We start from the raw sequence: 16,008 nt of genomic DNA on the forward strand, positions 1-16,008 counted from the left end.
GCTCTATCTTTGGAGACTCAAATTTAAAGAACATAATGATGTTTACACCTACTGAACTTTTAGAAATAAAGAATCTTCTTACGCCTGAAAATAAAATAGTTATCCTTACCCATTATAATCCGGATGGAGATGCTATTGGTTCCAGTTTAGGATTAAAACATTATTTGCACGCAAAAGGCATAATGGCAGAAGTGGTTGTGCCTAATGATTTTCCTAAATTTTTGAAATGGATGCCTGAAGCCAGAAAGAATATCGTTGCTGAATATAAAAGAAAGGTTGCATTTGATCTTATTAGTGATGCAGATGTTATTTTTTGCTTAGACTTCAATTCACCTTCACGAATTGGCATTCTTGGAGACTGGCTGGTAAAAGCTACCGCAAAAAAAATTCTCATTGATCACCATCAGCAGCCTGAAGAGTTTGACTATGTATATTCAGATACCATTATCCCTGCAACTTCCCAGATGATCTATCATTTTATTGAAGCAATGGAGGATGAGGATTTGGTTAATAAAGATATTGCAGAGTGTCTTTATACCGGGATCATGACTGATACAGGAGGGTTTCGTTTCCGCTCAACAAGTGCTACAACACACCGTATTATTGCTAACCTCATTGAAAAAGGAGCTGATCCTTCCGTTATTACATCTAATACGTGGGATACCAATACCGTTTCCCGTCTGCATCTTTTAGCTCTGATATTAGGAAGAATAGAAGTGGTAAATGACGGTACAGTAGCTGTTTTATACTTAACAAGAAAAGAACTTCAGGAATATGGCTTCCAAAAAGGAGATACTGAAGGTTTTGTTAATTATGGATTGAGTATTATCGGAGTGAAGATGTCTGCATTTTTCATGGAAGACCTGTATGAAGATTTTATCAAAATTTCTTTCAGAAGTAAAGATGATGTTGATGTTAATAAGTTTTCAAGGAAGTATTTCAATGGAGGAGGGCATATCAACGCAGCAGGAGGTAAATCAAATGATTCTTTACCGGATACTCTTGAAATATTTAAAAACAGAGTGGCTGAAGAGAATTTGTAAAATGAAACAGAAGAAGGAAGATACGAATCAAATAGCATTAAACCTGGCTTCAATTGTCAATTTTTAATTTTCTGTATCCCTTGTCTTCCAGTTCTGCACATGTATATTCATACACCTGCTGAAACATTTCATCCATATATTTTTTGTTAAATAAGCTGAACTTTGTCATTTTAGGAGGATCAAGAAAGATCTTACATGAATTCACTTTAGAATAAACCGATTTTGCAATGGCTAAATGGAGAATTCTATCAAATTCCTTTAGCAGACTCATTTTTTTAAGTTCATCATAACTGATCGAATTCACATGTGATGCAATCAGGAAATCGCATTTATCAATGATTGGTTCTATGGGTAAGTTGTCTAAAACGCCACCATCTACATATATTTTTTCTCCAATCCTTACGGGTGGAAGTATAAAAGGAACGCTTGAAGATGCTAAAAGGGGTTGAAAAAGTGGTCCTTCTGAAAAGAAGCTTACAATGCCGTGGGTCATTTCTGTTGCAGCCACATAAACGGGGATTTTCAGGATTTTAAAATCATCCTCAGGAAAGTGATCTGTAAATAGTTTTAAAATAAAATTTGAGCTGAAAATGCCATTTTTGGAAAGTTTTAAATAAGACCTGGAAAAAAAAGTGGTGCTTTTTACAATGTCCATCATCTCATCGGGAGTTTTTCCGAAAGAATAAAAAGCGCCAACAATAGAACCGGCGCTGGTACCTGAAATAATATCGGGTTTAAGATTGAATTCTTCCAACGCTTTTAAAACAGCAATATGGGCAATTCCACGCATGCCTCCACCGGAAAGTGTCAAGCCGATTACGGGTTTCTTTTTGTTGAAGGAGAATAAGCTCATTGAGAAAATTAATCTTCACTAATATACAAGAAATTTCAGAACCTTAATTGGGCTTATTGAGGATAAAATAGCTTGACTGTATTTAGTAATAATATGGCTCGTGTTGGAAAACAAAAAGCCTAAATGTTTATAAAACTAAGTTTTTCGGCATATTATGAAGAAGTTCAGTATTAATGATCTCTGCACAAATTCCTGGTTTTTCCCAATGTCCGTTATGTCCGCAATCCAGAATGTATGATTTTATATTCGTCCTGTCCGGAAGGTTATTGATGGTTGTTTCTGTTTTTACTGCATTATCATGCTTTCCTGAGAGGACTAATATTTTAGCCTCAAGATTTTCCAGAACATGTTTTTTATCCGTTCGTTCTACCATTCCTTTTACGCAGGCTAATGCTCCCATATTATTGGTAGACAATGCAACTTCCAGAGCTGTTTCTATTTTGCCTTCAAGAATATCTCTTTCGTTAGGGTTGAATAAATTAGGAACTCCGGCCTTTGCATAATTAGGGAATGCTTCCTGAATAATTCTGTAGCTTTTTATGCGTTGTTTTTTCTTTTCATCATCATCCGGAAAGTAGGTGGAAAAAAATAAGGTAAGACTTTTTATTGATTCGGGATATTTTTCAGCAAATGCCAATGAAGTATAACCTCCCATAGAATGTCCTAACAGGTGAACTTTTTCAAGCTTTTGATCGTTTAGAACCTTTTTTACTTCATCAGCCATAAGCTCCATCGTATGAACGTCAGCCAAAATTTCTGATTTTCCGTGACCAGGGAGATCTATTTTTAAAAGGGTGAAATTTTTAGATAAGTGCGGCTCCATATCACTCCAGATAGAAAGATTTTCCATGAAGCCATGGAGTAGTACTAAAATTTCCTTTCCGTTTCCTGTTTTTTCAAAATTCAGCATGTGTTCAGAATTAAAAGTGAATATCGATATAGTCTACAAATCCTGAGCCGTTTACCATATCCTGAAGCCTCCAGGTTTTTCCGCCGTCTTTAGATAAGAAAGTTTTTGTACCCTTTCTTATATCTATTTTCCCGTTTTCGTTTTCAGAGATGCTTTGCGAAATACTTCCTGTGAAATTCATATGCTTGTCGGAAACAACTTTCATATAGCCTTCAATATGTACATGATCTTTCCCTGATTTTATATCTCCAAGAACTTTATAATGATCCTTTTCACCCTCTGTTTTTTTGAAATTGACAGAGCCTGCTTTTTTGATGAGATTATGCGTGAATTTATGATCTCCGCTAAAGTCTTTGAAATGGTTTTTACTTCTAATGCTGTCATTTATTTTTGTACGGGCAGCATTAATAGAATCGATAATTTTGACGCTGTCTGTTTGGTTTGGGGTTGATTGTGTTTCTTTTTTTGAACAAGAAAAAAGTAGGGCTGTAATTGCCGCGATCATTAGTATATTTTTCATCGAAGGATAAAAATTGTATTCTCAAAAGTAAATAAAAAAGAGCATTATTATAATGCTCTTTCTGTTTTATTTTATTAATTCTTCATAAACTTTCTTTTCCCAAGGTTTCATGTCGGTGATTCCATAACGTTCCTTTTTAGAGATGGCAATGTTGTCCAGCATATCTACAAAATTTTTATAATTAGAATCATCTGTAGGTTCAATGATAATTGTGAAATTATCTTTTATAGGTGCGTCATTGTAAGCCTTCGAAATGATTTTTGAAATATTAACCCCATTATAATCGGTTTCTTTGAGATTGCTGGTGTTTAAATCTCCTTTTGCCTCCTGATGATAAAATATCCTATTATCCTTTCCGATAATAAATGTAACCTGGTTTTTGTTGTCAACTACATTTGTTGGTGGAGTTGGGCTTTTTGCCGGCAATCCCAGATCCATTACATTGGGTTTTGTAAAATTGGTTGTAAACATGAAAAAGGTTATTAATAAAAAACCTAAGTCTACCATTGGAGTCATGTCCACGCGGATTAATTTTTTCCGTTGTTTTCCTCCTGATTTTTCTTGTGCGATAACTTCAGCCATAAGTACAATTTTTAAATGTTAAACGGTTATTTGATAAAGATTGAATTATTGTTCTTTATCTGAAGGAATCCATACAAAGCTTGTACCTAATTTTTCAAAATCTTACAATTTTTTAAAATTTATTAAATGTTTAGCATAAAGAAACCTTAGCGTTTTTGATTTTATTAATATTTTATGATTAATTAAGAGGTTGTGTATTATTTCTCTATGATCAATTTCTCAGATAAAATATTTTTTCCCTGATGCTCACCGTGGATAATATAAATGCCATTGGTTAATTGAGAGGTATTAATAGAGCTTTTTTTATTATTATATTTTTGACTTTGCAATTTTCTTCCCGACATATCTGTTATCTGTACGGTAGTTCCGGCAGGCAGGTTATCCAGATAAATAAGATCTTTTGCAGGATTAGGATACAAGGAAATATTGTTTTTAATATTATTTTCTGTGGTACTTAGCTGTTCAGTTTGGACTTTTACCATCCAGCCATCATTAAGCCCTTTATTAATGGTAATATCCCCGTCGGTAGAATAGGTTCCGCCCACTACAATATAGGTTCCGTCAGCAATCTCTATAATACTTCTGCCCATTTCATTACCGGTGCCTCCCAACGATTTTTGCCACATGATATTTCCGGAAGAGTCAGTCTTAATAATCCAGAAGTCACTGCTTCCATGATTACCCGTCACATCTCCATTGGTTGATTGGGCGTTTCCGGCAATGATATATCCACCATCCAAGGTCCGTTGGATGGCTTCTCCATAATCAGAAGACGTTCCTCCAAATGTTTTCTGCCATTGCAGGTCACCTGACGAGTTGAGTTTCAGCATCCATACTTCACCCTGACCATGATTTCCTGTTATATCTCCATCACTGGATTGAGTGTAGCCTACAAGTATATATCCGTTATCACTGGTGTTTTGTATATCGTACGGGTTTTCCCTTGATGTTCCGCCATATGTTTTCTCCCAGATAACAACTCCTGATGGGTCTAATTTCAGAATCCAGAAATCCGAAGTGTCGGTTGAAGAAAAGTTGTAACTTCCGATAACGACATAACTTCCATCCGGAGTTTGCCTGATCTGATTTCCATCGTCTTGATAAAGAAAACCATACGTATTTTGCCATTGTATATTTCCGGAACTGTCTAATTTGATGATCCACATATCCCTTTGTCCGTGATTACTTGTAATATCACCATCTGTAGAGTAGGTAGATCCTATAGCAATATATCCTCCTTCATTTGTCTGCTGGATATCAACTCCATCTTCATCAGCACTACCACCCAGTGTTTTTTGCCATACAATATTGCCGGAGTCATCAAGTTTAAGTATCCATAAATCATATCCTCCATGATTTCCCATAATATCCCCATCCGTGGAACTTGTGGATCCAATGGCGATATATCCGCCGTCAGTGGTCTGCTGAATCTTAAATCCTCTGTCTATATTGCTTCCGCCATACGTTTTTTGCCATTGGATGGTACCGGAACTGTTTACTTTTACAATCCAAAGGTCTGTGCTTCCATGGTTTGTAGTTACGTCGCCATTTGAAGAGGTAGTATCCCCAATAGTGATGTATCCGCCGTCATTGGTTGCCTGGATATCAAAAAACTCTTCTGTACCTGTACCTCCAAAAGTCTTCTGCCATACTATGGAAGGTGCCTGGGCGCTTAAAGAAAGAAAATTTAAAGTGAAAAATAAAAGATAAAATAGATTTTTCATGTATACTTTTATTCTAAAAATAAATAAAAATTATTGGGTTTATTTATTTCAATAAGTAAGTGTAGACATTTTTCTAATAAGTGTAAAAAGCCCTGTCAATTTAATTGACAGGGCTGTAATATTTTAATTGGTAAACTATTTATTCTGTTTGTAGTAATTTACTCCGCATTCCAGGAATTTTTTAAACTCCTCTTTCGGCATATAACCTGATACAGGAGTGTTGATTACCTTTCCGTCCGGAGTTACCAAAACGTAATGGGGTTGCGAATTGTTATTGAAATTAACCTGCTGAAATAAACTCCATCTGTCTCCGATTGTTTTTACTTTTTTAATTTGACCGTCTCCCAGATCAATTTTGGTTTTCTGATCTTCCGGAAGTTCTTCTTTGTCGTCAACATACAGAGAAGCAAGAATGACATCGTTTTGAAGGATGGGTAAAATGTCGGGTTCGCTCCAGACAAACTCTTCCATTTTTCTACAGTTTTCACAACCATATCCGGTGAAGTCAATCAAAATGGGTTTGTTTTCTTTTTTGGCTAATTCTATAGCGCTGAAAAAGTCATGTTCCGGATGCATTCCCAGAATTCCGTCTTTTTCATTGTGGAAATAGCTAACGTTAAGCGGAGGAAGGATACCACTCAGTAACTGAAGTTTTGGACGCTCAGAAGGGATCAATCCCTGGATCAGATAGATTACAAATCCAATTCCTAATACTCCCAATATTTTTCTGGTGATAGATATTTTGGGTTTTTTATCATCATGAGGGAATCTGATCAGTCCAAATAAATATAAAGCAAGACCAATTGTAATGATGATCCAGATAACAATAAATAATTCTCTTTTTAATAAAAATGTTTTAGAAACAAGATCTGCTTTTGACAGGAATTTTAAAGCCAATGCGAGTTCCACGAAACCTAGCACTACTTTTACTGTATTCATCCATCCTCCTGATTTAGGAAGGCTCTGCAAAGCTTGAGGGAATAAGGCTAAAAGTCCAAAAATAATTGCCCAGGCCAAACCAAAACCAGCCAATGCAAAAGTTAGCAACATCGGTACATTGGTAGATCCGGTAACAGCACTCCCTAATAAACTTCCTAATATTGGTCCGGTACATGAGAATGAAACAATCACCAGTGTAAGAGCCATAAAGAAGATTCCAATGATACCTCCTGCTTCTTCAGCCTTGGATGATTTATTGGCAATAGCGCTTGGTAGTGTAATATCATAGTATCCGAAGAAGCTTCCGGCAAAGAAAATAAATATGATAAAGAACGCTATATTAAGCCAAACACTTGTTGAAATTTCATTAAAGATATTTCCTGCAATTCCATTAATTAAATGAAAAGGAACACTTAATAATACAAATATAAGCAGGATGAAAAAACCATAGATAAGAGCATCTCTTTTTCCTTTGGCTTTATTTTTATTTCCTTTTGTAAAGAATGATACCGTTAGAGGGATCATTGGAAAAACACAAGGAGTTAATAAGGCTATTAATCCACCGATAAATCCTAAAAATAAATAGGTCCAGTAGTTTTCATCAACTTTTGAAGACTTAGTACCACAATCCGTTAAAGGCTTTTTAAAATCTATTGTTTCTATTTTCAATTTTTTAGGATCCAGATGCGAAACCTGTGATACGACAATTTCGTCTTTAGACGGATTTTCTACAGCGGTTATAGTCGTTTTTGCAGAATCTTTAACTGTTTCTGAAACAGCTTCAGGGGTTGCTTCTTCAGTTGCTCCTTTTGGAGTGACCTTTTGATTGAATTCTAATGTATTGGGAGCCAGACATACCCTGTCATCACACGTTTGATAAGTGATCTCCGAGGTGACATCTGCGGGTTTTGTAGGATCTTTAAGTTTGAATTTTTGTTTAAAGCCTGCCGAGTTTGAATAGAAAACAATCGTTCCGCCAAAAGCCTCAGAGAATTCTTCATGCTTCTTTCCAACCTCCTGAAATTTTCCAATCAGTTCAATGTTTTTTCCCGAAACTTTATATTCTGTGGGAATCCCTGTATCTTCAGGAATATCTCTCGAGTAAATATGCCAACCACTTTCCATCGTTGCATTAAGAACTGCCTCGTATTGATTATTTCCCAGATCATTGATCGTGAACTTGAATTTTACAGGATTTTTGATCTGTGCATTGAGTCCTGAAAATAAGAATACCAAAGCTAATAACAGCCATGCTTTAAATTTACTTTTCATTTTTTACTTTTCATTAAAAAGGTTTAGGGTATGCTTTGTTTTTTCTGTACACACAAATCTTCTGTCTTGTCTGTAAGGAATAATGCCTAAGACGTTTTTATTGCCGTCCGCCAATACCCAAATTTTTTGCTTCGCTAAAATAGATAATTTTTCATCCTTAAAAAACTTGGAAACTTTCTTTTTTCCCGAAAAGAGTAATGGATAAAATAAATCACCTTCCTCTTTTTTCCTTAAAATTAATGGGAATTGAAGCTGTTCTGCATCAAAAGACCATTTGAAACTCTTGCTGTGCTCACTACTGTCTGTAATGAATGTGGCAAGATTGATATCAACTGAAACTTTATTGAAATCAAACTTCTCAATTAAAATTATCTGTTCTTCCTCTTTTTTATCAACCTTATTGATTATGATAAGTTCATCCCGATTAACCATCAGTTGATAATCATTAGAAAAAAAAGAACTTCCTGTAGAGGCAGTGAAAATTTTCCTGATTTCTTCTTCTTTGTTGAATCCGTATTTTTTTAAAATCTCGAACTTTATAAAATCACTTTCTTTAGCCAGCTTTTGCTTTGATAGGATTCTCTTTTCCAGGTTAAATGTAGAAATACTATTTTCTACTTCTTCTATTTGTTTTTGTATAAAATCTTTTGCCTGATTCAGGTAAGAAGAACTTTTTTTAAAATTTTCTAAAAAATGATCATTAGTTTCAAGAAGTTTCGGGACAATTTCATTTCTGATTTTGTTTCTTAAGTAATCGTTTTTTTTATTAGATGCATCTTCTCTGTATTCGATATTGTTTTCTTTTGCAAAACTATAAATCTCTTCTTTGGAATAATCTAAAAGAGGGCGCAGGATTTTGTTCTCATTAGCAGGAATGCCGCTCAATCCGTTAATGCCTGCTGCTTTTGACAGATTAATGATGAATGTTTCTAGTTGATCATTCAGGTGATGTGCGGTTACCAGATATTCCAGTTTTTCTGCCTCTTGTACCTTTTTAAAAAATTGATACCGGAGTTCCCTGGCCCAAAGCTGAATGGAATTTTCAGGTTGTTGATCTTCTTCCGAAACCTCATATAAATGAAATTTGATGTCATTGGCCTGACAAAAATCCTGAACAATTTTCTGATCCGAATCAGAGTCCTTACCCCGAAGTTTGTAATTGATATGTGCAATCTGAAAATTAAGACCCAGATTACTGAATAAAAAAGCTAAAACGATGGAATCTGCACCTCCGCTTACCGCTAAAAGATAATTGTGTTTTTCGGGTGAGTTAACCAGATTTTGAAGCTGTTCTTTAATACTTAATTTTTTCAACATAACTGTTGAGAATTTCATTTGTGCAAAGATAATTCATATAATTCAATTGAATTTTCTAACTTTGATCCGTCTAAAAAAGATTATTTATGAAGATATTAAAAATTTTAGCAGTTTCTGCGATGGCGTTGGGAATGACATCTTGTGTCAGCAAAAAACAGTATGATGCACTAAGTTCGAACTACAAACAGTGCATTGAAAATATTGGCGAAAGACAAAGAGAGATTCAGGATCTGAAATCTCAAAACTCCGCATTATCCGGTGAAAATAGTTTACTAAAAAGCCAGCATGATGCTCTGAAGTCATCTTTAGATGCATGCTTATCCAATACAGGAAAAAGCTCTGCAAATATTGATAAACTGGTAGGTGAGATTAATGCTTCAAACTCATACATCAAACAATTGATTTCTAATAATGCTAAAAATGACAGTCTGAATTTAGCATTGTCAAATAAACTGAAAAGATCTTTGGATAATGTAACCGATGAGGATGTTCAGGTAAAAGTATTGAAAGGAGTTGTAATGATTTCCCTTTCAGATAAAATGTTGTACAAAACAGGAGATTATAACATTCTGCCGGCAGCTCAGGAAGTACTAGGAAAAGTAGCTAAAGTGATCAACGATTACGATAAATATTCCGTACTTATTGAAGGGAATACTGATAATGCTCCTTTGAGCTCTGCTAATTTACCAAGAGACAACTGGGATCTTTCTGCATTGAGAGGAACTGCGGTTGCGAAGGTGCTGCAAACTCAGTTTGGAGTAGATCCTTCAAGAATTACAGCTGGAGGTCGTTCAGAATACAATCCTAAAGCAACAAACATGAGTGTTTCAGGAAGAGCAGAAAACAGAAGAACTGAAATTATCATTATGCCTAAGCTTGATGAGTTCATGAAACTGATGGATATTGCTCCTAAGAAATAATACTTGAAATACATAAACATAAATAAATCCCGGAGAAATTCGGGATTTATTATTTTAATCAAACTAATTCTTCTTGTTTCAATAATGAAATAATTCGCTTAATAAATGAATCGGATAATTTGCGTTTAGTTTTTTCAGAAGATACATTCTCTAATGATCCTGTAGCTTTTCTCTTTTTCTTAGTTAGGCTTTCTTCTGTTTCCATGTTATATGATGTTTTTGCGTTTGCTGCTTAGCAAAGGTACTAATGTCCTGTCTGCTAAAACACCCGTGTTTTTACGGTATTTTAGCAGGGTGATTTTCCCATGGTTAAATTGTATCTTTTATCCACAATACCACCATTTTTTCTTTTATTTAATTAAATTTGAATAACAAAAATCGATAACATGAGTTTTTTTGAAGAAAAGAACCCGGAAATGGATAGGTATCTGGAGACCCACGCTTCTTCCGAACCTGAAATTCTGAAGAGATTAAGAAAAGAAACTTTCCAGAAAACAACACAGCCGCATATGATATCCGGTTATCAGCAGGGAAGGCTTTTAACGGTTATTTCCCAGATGCTGCGGCCAGTAAATATTCTTGAAATAGGAACTTTTACGGGATATGCCACCCTTTGTTTAGCTACGGGCTTATCCAAAGAAGGAAAAATTACAACATTGGATGTTAATGAAGACCTGGCTTACCTTCCAAGGAAGTATTTTTCTGAAAGTGAATTTTCGGAGCAGATCTATTTTAAACTTCAGGATGCAAAAGACTTCTTAAAAGAAACAAATGAGATTTTTGATCTTGTTTTTATCGATGCAGATAAGGATAATTATGCAGAATATTTCAGATTAATAAAACCCCATACCCAATCCGGATCAGTGGTATTGTTTGATAATGTTCTATGGTACGGTAAAGTATTGGAAGAAAACCCAAAACAAAGATCGACCCAGGTCATTAAAGAATTAAATGATTTGATTGCAAAAGATGAAGATTTTGAAAATCTTATTTTACCTTTGCGTGACGGGGTTAATTTCCTTCGAAGGAAGTAAATAGAGAGGTTTGAAATTTAAATTTTCAAATCCTTAGTCATTTAATATATAAAGAAAGTTGATGAATAAAGGAATCTGTATTGTTACTGTAGCTCCTGTCCGTGCAGAAAACTCGGACAAAGCAGAGATTGTAACAGAAATATTGTTTGGTGAAAGTGCTGATATTTTGGAAGTGAATAAAAACTGGACCAAAATAAAAATGCATTATGATGGCTATGAAGGATGGATGGATACTAAACAGATAAAACCGGTATCAGACGAAGAACTTGAAAAGAGAAAAGTTACTCTGATTACGGAAGATTTCTCCTCTGTATTGATGAATGATGGTAAAACATTGCTTTCTATGGGATCAGAAGTTGAATTTCCGGCTGTGGCTTCAAGGAGAAGTCATGATATTCGGGAAAGCATTGCTTTAACGGCAAAAGAATTTCTTAATGTTCCTTACTTATGGGGAGGAAAAAGCTTTTTTGCGGTAGATTGTTCAGGCTTTACACAATTGGTGTATAAAGTTCACGACATCAAGCTTCCGAGAGATACCTATCAGCAGGCAGAGGTGGGGGAGCCTTTAACCTTTGTTGAGGAAAGTCAGCCCGGAGACCTGGCATTCTTTGAAAATACCGAAGGGAAAATTATTCACGTTGGAATTATGTTAGAAAATCAGAAGATCATTCATGCCTCTGGTAAGGTAAGAATTGACACCCTTGATTCCTCCGGGATTTTCAATAAGGAATTGAACAGTCATACCCATAAATTAAGAGTGATTAAAAAAGTTTTGTAATAACCGAAGCATGTCTGGTAAACTATTACTTATTGTAAATATTCTCTTGCTTATTTCAATTTGGATTTTTACCGGATGGAAATATGCAGAATTACCGGAAATTATTCCTACTCATTTTATGGTTAACGGAAGAATTGACGGTTATGATCATAAAAGGACAATTTGGATTTTACCTTCTATTGCTACCTTCTTATCTTTTATTCTTTTTGTGGTTACCAGAGATCCCAACTCTCCCATGCTTACTATTCCGGATCACTTCCGAAATAAAAAATCTTTAGAGCTTTTTGCATACAGTATTCTGCTACCTCTGCTATTGTTGTTTGGGTATACTCTTTTAGAAACCGTTTGGATAGCTGAAAACAGAACAAATACTTTGGGTAATATGTTTTTCGTTTTTTTAGGCTTGATGATCCTTGTAATAGGGACAAACATATTTGTAATGTTTAAAAAAGGAAAATATGATAAAATCCAAAAATAATTCTGATCACTATATATGGGGAGAGCATTGTGATAGCTGGGTACTGAAGGATACCCAGGAGCTTTCTGTAAAGCAGGAAAAAATGCCTTCGGGAACCTCTGAAAAACTTCATTTTCATAATAGAGCTAGCCAATTCTTTTATATTCTTAAGGGAGAGGCTTCATTTGAAATTGAGCAGGAAAAGTTTTTTATAAAAGCGGGTGAAAGTATTTCTATTGAGCCAAAAGCGCAACATTATATTTTTAATGATACAGAAGAAGAACTTGAGTTTTTAGTGATCTCTTGTCCTTCAACAAATAATGACCGGGTTGAAATTGAAAAATAGATGATGTCTTTTATTTATAACATACTGATTAATATCCTCATTTTCGGAATGAAAGTATTTTCGTTGTTCAATGAGAAAACTAAAAAAGGAATTGAGGGACGAAAACATTCTTTATCGCTTGTAAAATCTTCATTTTCAAAAACGGATAAGGTAATCTGGATGCATGCAGCAAGTCTGGGGGAATATGAGCAGGGGCTTCCTGTTCTTGAAAGGCTGAAAGAAATTTTTCCACAACATAAAATTCTGATTACATTTTTTTCACCTTCAGGATATGAAAATGTTATCAGGAAAAAACATATCGCTGATGTTATTTGCTATCTTCCTTTTGATACAAAAAAATCTGTAAGCGAGTTTGTTGCACAGTTCACTCCTGAACTATTCTTTACGGTTAAATATGATTATTGGTATAATCTTTTAGCTGAACTAAAAAAAAGGAATGCCAGAATTTATGTGATTTCTGCACTGTTCTATGAAAGGCAATCATTTTTTACATCTTACGGGAAATGGTTTGTCAAACAGCTTCAGTCAAACGTTGATTGGTTTTTTCATCAGACTGAATTTTCCTACGCTCTGGCTAAAAGTATAGGATTGGTAAAATCTTCTATAACAGGAGATACAAGATTTGACAGGGTTAAGCAACTTAGGAGCAGGGATCATCATGTAAAATTTATCAAAGACTTTACAGGAGATCAAAAAACCATTGTTTTCGGAAGTTCGTGGCATGCTGAAGAAAAAATTGCAGAGCTGGTTTCTGTAATGAATCAGAATGTGAAAATTATTATTGCTCCTCATGATTTAAAAAGAGTCCAGAACTTAAAGCAGATGTTTCCCAATGCCTTATTGTACAGTGAAATTTCTGATTCCGGATTTTCGGCTTTCAATCCTCAGTTGTTGATTATTGATAGCATCGGGCTGCTATCAAAATTATATTCTTATGCTGATATTGCCGTAGTGGGAGGTGGGTTTCATGATGCAGGTCTTCATAATATTCTTGAAGCGGCGGCTTTTGGTGTTCCTGTTGTTTTCGGAAACCACTACAGAAAAAACCCTGAAGCAGATGAACTGATTTCAGCAGATGGAGGCAAATCTTTTGAAACCGAATATTTGGCTGCGGATTTTATTCTTTTTTTAACCCATAATGAAGAGATAATTGAAGATATGTCTCACAGTGCCAGAAAATTTGTAGATGATAAACCCGATTCTTCGGAGCTTATTATTGAAAAGATGACATCATTTTAAGAATCCCTGGCTTTTGATCTCTTTAATGATTAAATCCAGATTTTCAGGAATACGGTCAGATTTAAGCCATCTCATATCAAAACTATTATTGATACAAAGTTTCTGTAGGTAGCGGTTATTTTGAATTTTATCTTCCAGTTCATTCAATTGCTCATCGAACTCAATCCAGTAATCTTCATCAAGCTTTTGTATAGTAAGAAGCGCCTTTATTGCTTTATTGATTAGATAAATGTAAAGCTTATATACAGCATCGAACCTTTGATGATTGAGCTGAGAATTTTGTTCTAAAATTCTGTTGATGAGAAACAGGTGAAGTGATACTTCACCGAATTTATCGGTAGTCACTTTTATGTGTTCAGTTATTTCAGCGCTTATTTTTCTAATAAGAACCAGGAAATATTTTGGATTAGTTATATATTTAGATGCGAAAAGAACTTTTTCTTCAATGATATCTTCCATTTGGGATCTTTTCTGATCCGTTGTTTCTGTATCAATTAACTCAAAATATAGTTTTTTAGAAAGGAGCTTGTCTTTTTTAAGAAGTCTGAAGATCAAACGGTCTTTTTCTATAGAAGAGAAATTACTCAGTGCTGCTTTGAATTCTTTTGAATACTCCATTAATTAAAAATTTTAGAATATTTCATAAACCCGTTCAACGCCCAGTTGGCAGTATAATATAGAGACTTTAACGTAGAAAACTTCATGAAATCTTTGTACACAAGGTACTGATCTTTTACGATATGCTGTTTTTTTCTGGAAACACTCGTTGAATGCATCCTGTATTTTGCCATAGTTTTTGGAAGGGGTTTTCCCACAGGAATTTTCTTTAGTAAATTGAGCCACATAACATGATCTTCCCGTTTGCTGCCTTCCGGAAAGTATTCTTTGCCTACCCTCTGGGAATCATACATCGATGATAGGAGGGATAATCGGCATGTTTTCAGTAAATTGTCAAAAGTTACTTCCTTGTCTGCTTTGAAATCTTCAATCTGAGGAATAAGCTGTTCATTGCATCTCGCATAATTGGAATAGGCAATTTCAGCATTTTCGCGCTTCATGAAGCTGATCATCTCTTCTAAAAAATCAGGCTCCCAGTAGTCATCGGCATCCAGAAAAGTAATAAATCTTCCGGTTGCTTTTTCAAGGGATAAATTTCGAGCATGTCCTGCACCTCCATTTTTTTCCGCAACAGATAACTTTATTCTTGGATCATTTACCTTACGGATTATATCCACAGAATTATCCAAAGACTTGTCATCAGTGATTAGCCACTCCCAGTCTGTAAAAGTTTGGCTCATTACAGAATGAATGGTCTCTTCCAGAAATCTGGAAGAATTATAGCATGGAGTGATTATGGAAACCTCGGGCATACGTGTTTTTATGCAAATATAAGGTTTTAAAATATCTGTTTTATTGAAGGAATTTTAAGAAAATGAAAATTATAATTGCAAAACCTAAAAAAAATGACAGAGTATTTAAAAAAAATCATAATTTTAGGCCTTGAAAAATTTGATACATGAAGAAATTAGCATTACTATTTGCAGGTTTATCATTATTAGTAGCAACCGGATGTAAGGACGACGATACTCAACAGGTATTTCCAATTAACGGACTTTGGCAACCTGTTAAAGAAGTGATTACCACTATTCCGGCAAACGGATCTGGGGTTTCAGATGAAATTACTTTTACCACTTGCCAGAAAGAATCAAGATGGTTGTTCAATGAAGGAAATACCGGAAAAAGAACCGATAAGGATGAAATAGGAACCCCTGCAATATGTAGTACTGTTTCAGACCGAAATTTTACCTATACCTATAGTACAAGTGATAAGAGGATTGAAATCAAGTATCAGGGTACAGTAGTTCCGGACAAAGGAAAAGTAACTACACTCACTGATACGACGCTGAATCTTACCATTGAAGATACTACAGATCCTAATCTATACAAGTCTACCACATATACACTAAAGAGAATTCCTCAGTAATATATATAAGGTTGAAAATAAAGAATACAGATCTCATCTTCGGATGAGATTTTTTTGTTTAAATCAAAGTATGCTAATTAATTAAAAATT

18 protein-coding genes are annotated in these 16,008 nt (G+C 34.8%); 8 read left to right on the forward strand and 10 right to left on the reverse strand.

Annotated elements, in window-relative coordinates; translation table 11 throughout:
- Positions 1 to 38: 38 nt before the first annotated feature.
- Positions 39 to 1,043, forward strand: a complete 1,005-nt coding sequence (locus AC0INN_RS20660; protein WP_273651065.1) for a DHH family phosphoesterase — start codon at positions 39 to 41, stop codon at positions 1,041 to 1,043.
- A 49-nt stretch (positions 1,044 to 1,092) separates the two neighbouring features.
- On the opposite strand, the gene AC0INN_RS20665 is transcribed toward AC0INN_RS20660, so the two are convergent.
- From AC0INN_RS20665 to tilS, 7 genes are all read right to left on the reverse strand, one after another.
- On the reverse strand, positions 1,093 to 1,896 hold the full coding sequence (locus AC0INN_RS20665) for a patatin-like phospholipase family protein (RefSeq protein WP_273649714.1): 804 nt from the start codon (positions 1,894 to 1,896) through the stop codon (positions 1,093 to 1,095).
- Positions 1,897 to 2,023: 127 nt separating this feature from the next.
- The gene (locus AC0INN_RS20670; protein WP_273649712.1) at positions 2,024 to 2,806 is read right to left on the reverse strand and encodes an alpha/beta fold hydrolase; all 783 of its coding nucleotides are present in this window, start codon (positions 2,804 to 2,806) and stop codon (positions 2,024 to 2,026) included.
- Positions 2,807 to 2,816: 10 nt separating this feature from the next.
- On the reverse strand, positions 2,817 to 3,326 hold the full coding sequence (locus AC0INN_RS20675; RefSeq protein ID WP_273649710.1) for a hypothetical protein: 510 nt from the start codon (positions 3,324 to 3,326) through the stop codon (positions 2,817 to 2,819).
- A 66-nt stretch (positions 3,327 to 3,392) separates the two neighbouring features.
- Complete coding sequence (locus AC0INN_RS20680) at positions 3,393 to 3,908, reverse strand: biopolymer transporter ExbD (RefSeq protein ID WP_273649708.1); 516 nt, start codon at positions 3,906 to 3,908, stop codon at positions 3,393 to 3,395.
- Between the two features lie 197 nt (positions 3,909 to 4,105).
- A complete protein-coding gene (locus tag AC0INN_RS20685) occupies positions 4,106 to 5,632 on the reverse strand; it encodes a T9SS type A sorting domain-containing protein (RefSeq protein WP_273649705.1) in 1,527 nt (508 codons plus the stop codon).
- A gap of 135 nt (positions 5,633 to 5,767) precedes the next feature.
- Complete coding sequence (locus tag AC0INN_RS20690) at positions 5,768 to 7,843, reverse strand: protein-disulfide reductase DsbD family protein (protein ID WP_306614924.1); 2,076 nt, start codon at positions 7,841 to 7,843, stop codon at positions 5,768 to 5,770.
- 3 nt (positions 7,844 to 7,846) lie between these two features.
- The gene (gene tilS / locus AC0INN_RS20695) at positions 7,847 to 9,160 is read right to left on the reverse strand and encodes a tRNA lysidine(34) synthetase TilS (RefSeq protein WP_273649703.1); all 1,314 of its coding nucleotides are present in this window, start codon (positions 9,158 to 9,160) and stop codon (positions 7,847 to 7,849) included.
- Positions 9,161 to 9,246: 86 nt separating this feature from the next.
- Between tilS and AC0INN_RS20700 the strand changes: the two genes are divergently transcribed.
- Entirely contained in the window at positions 9,247 to 10,080 is an 834-nt protein-coding gene (locus tag AC0INN_RS20700) for an OmpA family protein (protein ID WP_172280821.1), read from the forward strand.
- 58 nt (positions 10,081 to 10,138) lie between these two features.
- On the opposite strand, the gene AC0INN_RS20705 is transcribed toward AC0INN_RS20700, so the two are convergent.
- Positions 10,139 to 10,285, reverse strand: coding sequence for a hypothetical protein (locus AC0INN_RS20705; RefSeq protein ID WP_172280819.1), 147 nt, complete (start codon positions 10,283 to 10,285; stop codon positions 10,139 to 10,141).
- A gap of 181 nt (positions 10,286 to 10,466) precedes the next feature.
- On the opposite strand from AC0INN_RS20705, the gene AC0INN_RS20710 reads away from it, so the two are divergent.
- The 5 genes from AC0INN_RS20710 to AC0INN_RS20730 all read left to right on the forward strand — a co-directional run bounded on the left by AC0INN_RS20710 (position 10,467) and on the right by AC0INN_RS20730 (position 13,934).
- Positions 10,467 to 11,114, forward strand: coding sequence for an O-methyltransferase (locus AC0INN_RS20710; protein WP_306614927.1), 648 nt, complete (start codon positions 10,467 to 10,469; stop codon positions 11,112 to 11,114).
- Between the two features lie 61 nt (positions 11,115 to 11,175).
- A complete protein-coding gene (locus tag AC0INN_RS20715) occupies positions 11,176 to 11,892 on the forward strand; it encodes a C40 family peptidase (RefSeq protein WP_306614929.1) in 717 nt (238 codons plus the stop codon).
- Positions 11,893 to 11,902: 10 nt separating this feature from the next.
- Positions 11,903 to 12,370, forward strand: coding sequence for a DUF1648 domain-containing protein (locus AC0INN_RS20720; RefSeq protein WP_306614931.1), 468 nt, complete (start codon positions 11,903 to 11,905; stop codon positions 12,368 to 12,370).
- Positions 12,351 to 12,695, forward strand: coding sequence for a cupin domain-containing protein (locus AC0INN_RS20725; protein ID WP_273649696.1), 345 nt, complete (start codon positions 12,351 to 12,353; stop codon positions 12,693 to 12,695). The genes AC0INN_RS20720 and AC0INN_RS20725 overlap by 20 nt, the downstream gene beginning before the upstream one ends.
- 3 nt (positions 12,696 to 12,698) lie before the next feature.
- Positions 12,699 to 13,934, forward strand: a complete 1,236-nt coding sequence (locus tag AC0INN_RS20730; RefSeq protein WP_306614980.1) for a 3-deoxy-D-manno-octulosonic acid transferase — start codon at positions 12,699 to 12,701, stop codon at positions 13,932 to 13,934.
- Here the strand turns inward: AC0INN_RS20730 and AC0INN_RS20735 are convergent.
- A complete protein-coding gene (locus tag AC0INN_RS20735; RefSeq protein WP_273649695.1) occupies positions 13,926 to 14,552 on the reverse strand; it encodes a deoxyuridine 5'-triphosphate nucleotidohydrolase in 627 nt (208 codons plus the stop codon). The genes AC0INN_RS20730 and AC0INN_RS20735 overlap by 9 nt on opposite strands.
- A complete protein-coding gene (locus AC0INN_RS20740; protein ID WP_172280806.1) occupies positions 14,552 to 15,304 on the reverse strand; it encodes a glycosyltransferase family 2 protein in 753 nt (250 codons plus the stop codon). The genes AC0INN_RS20735 and AC0INN_RS20740 overlap by 1 nt, the downstream gene beginning before the upstream one ends.
- Positions 15,305 to 15,450: 146 nt before the next feature.
- Between AC0INN_RS20740 and AC0INN_RS20745 the strand changes: the two genes are divergently transcribed.
- Positions 15,451 to 15,918, forward strand: a complete 468-nt coding sequence (locus tag AC0INN_RS20745) for a lipocalin family protein (RefSeq protein ID WP_273649692.1) — start codon at positions 15,451 to 15,453, stop codon at positions 15,916 to 15,918.
- The last annotated feature ends 90 nt before the right edge of the window (positions 15,919 to 16,008 follow it).

The sequence above is a fragment of the Chryseobacterium subflavum genome (assembly GCF_055762745.1).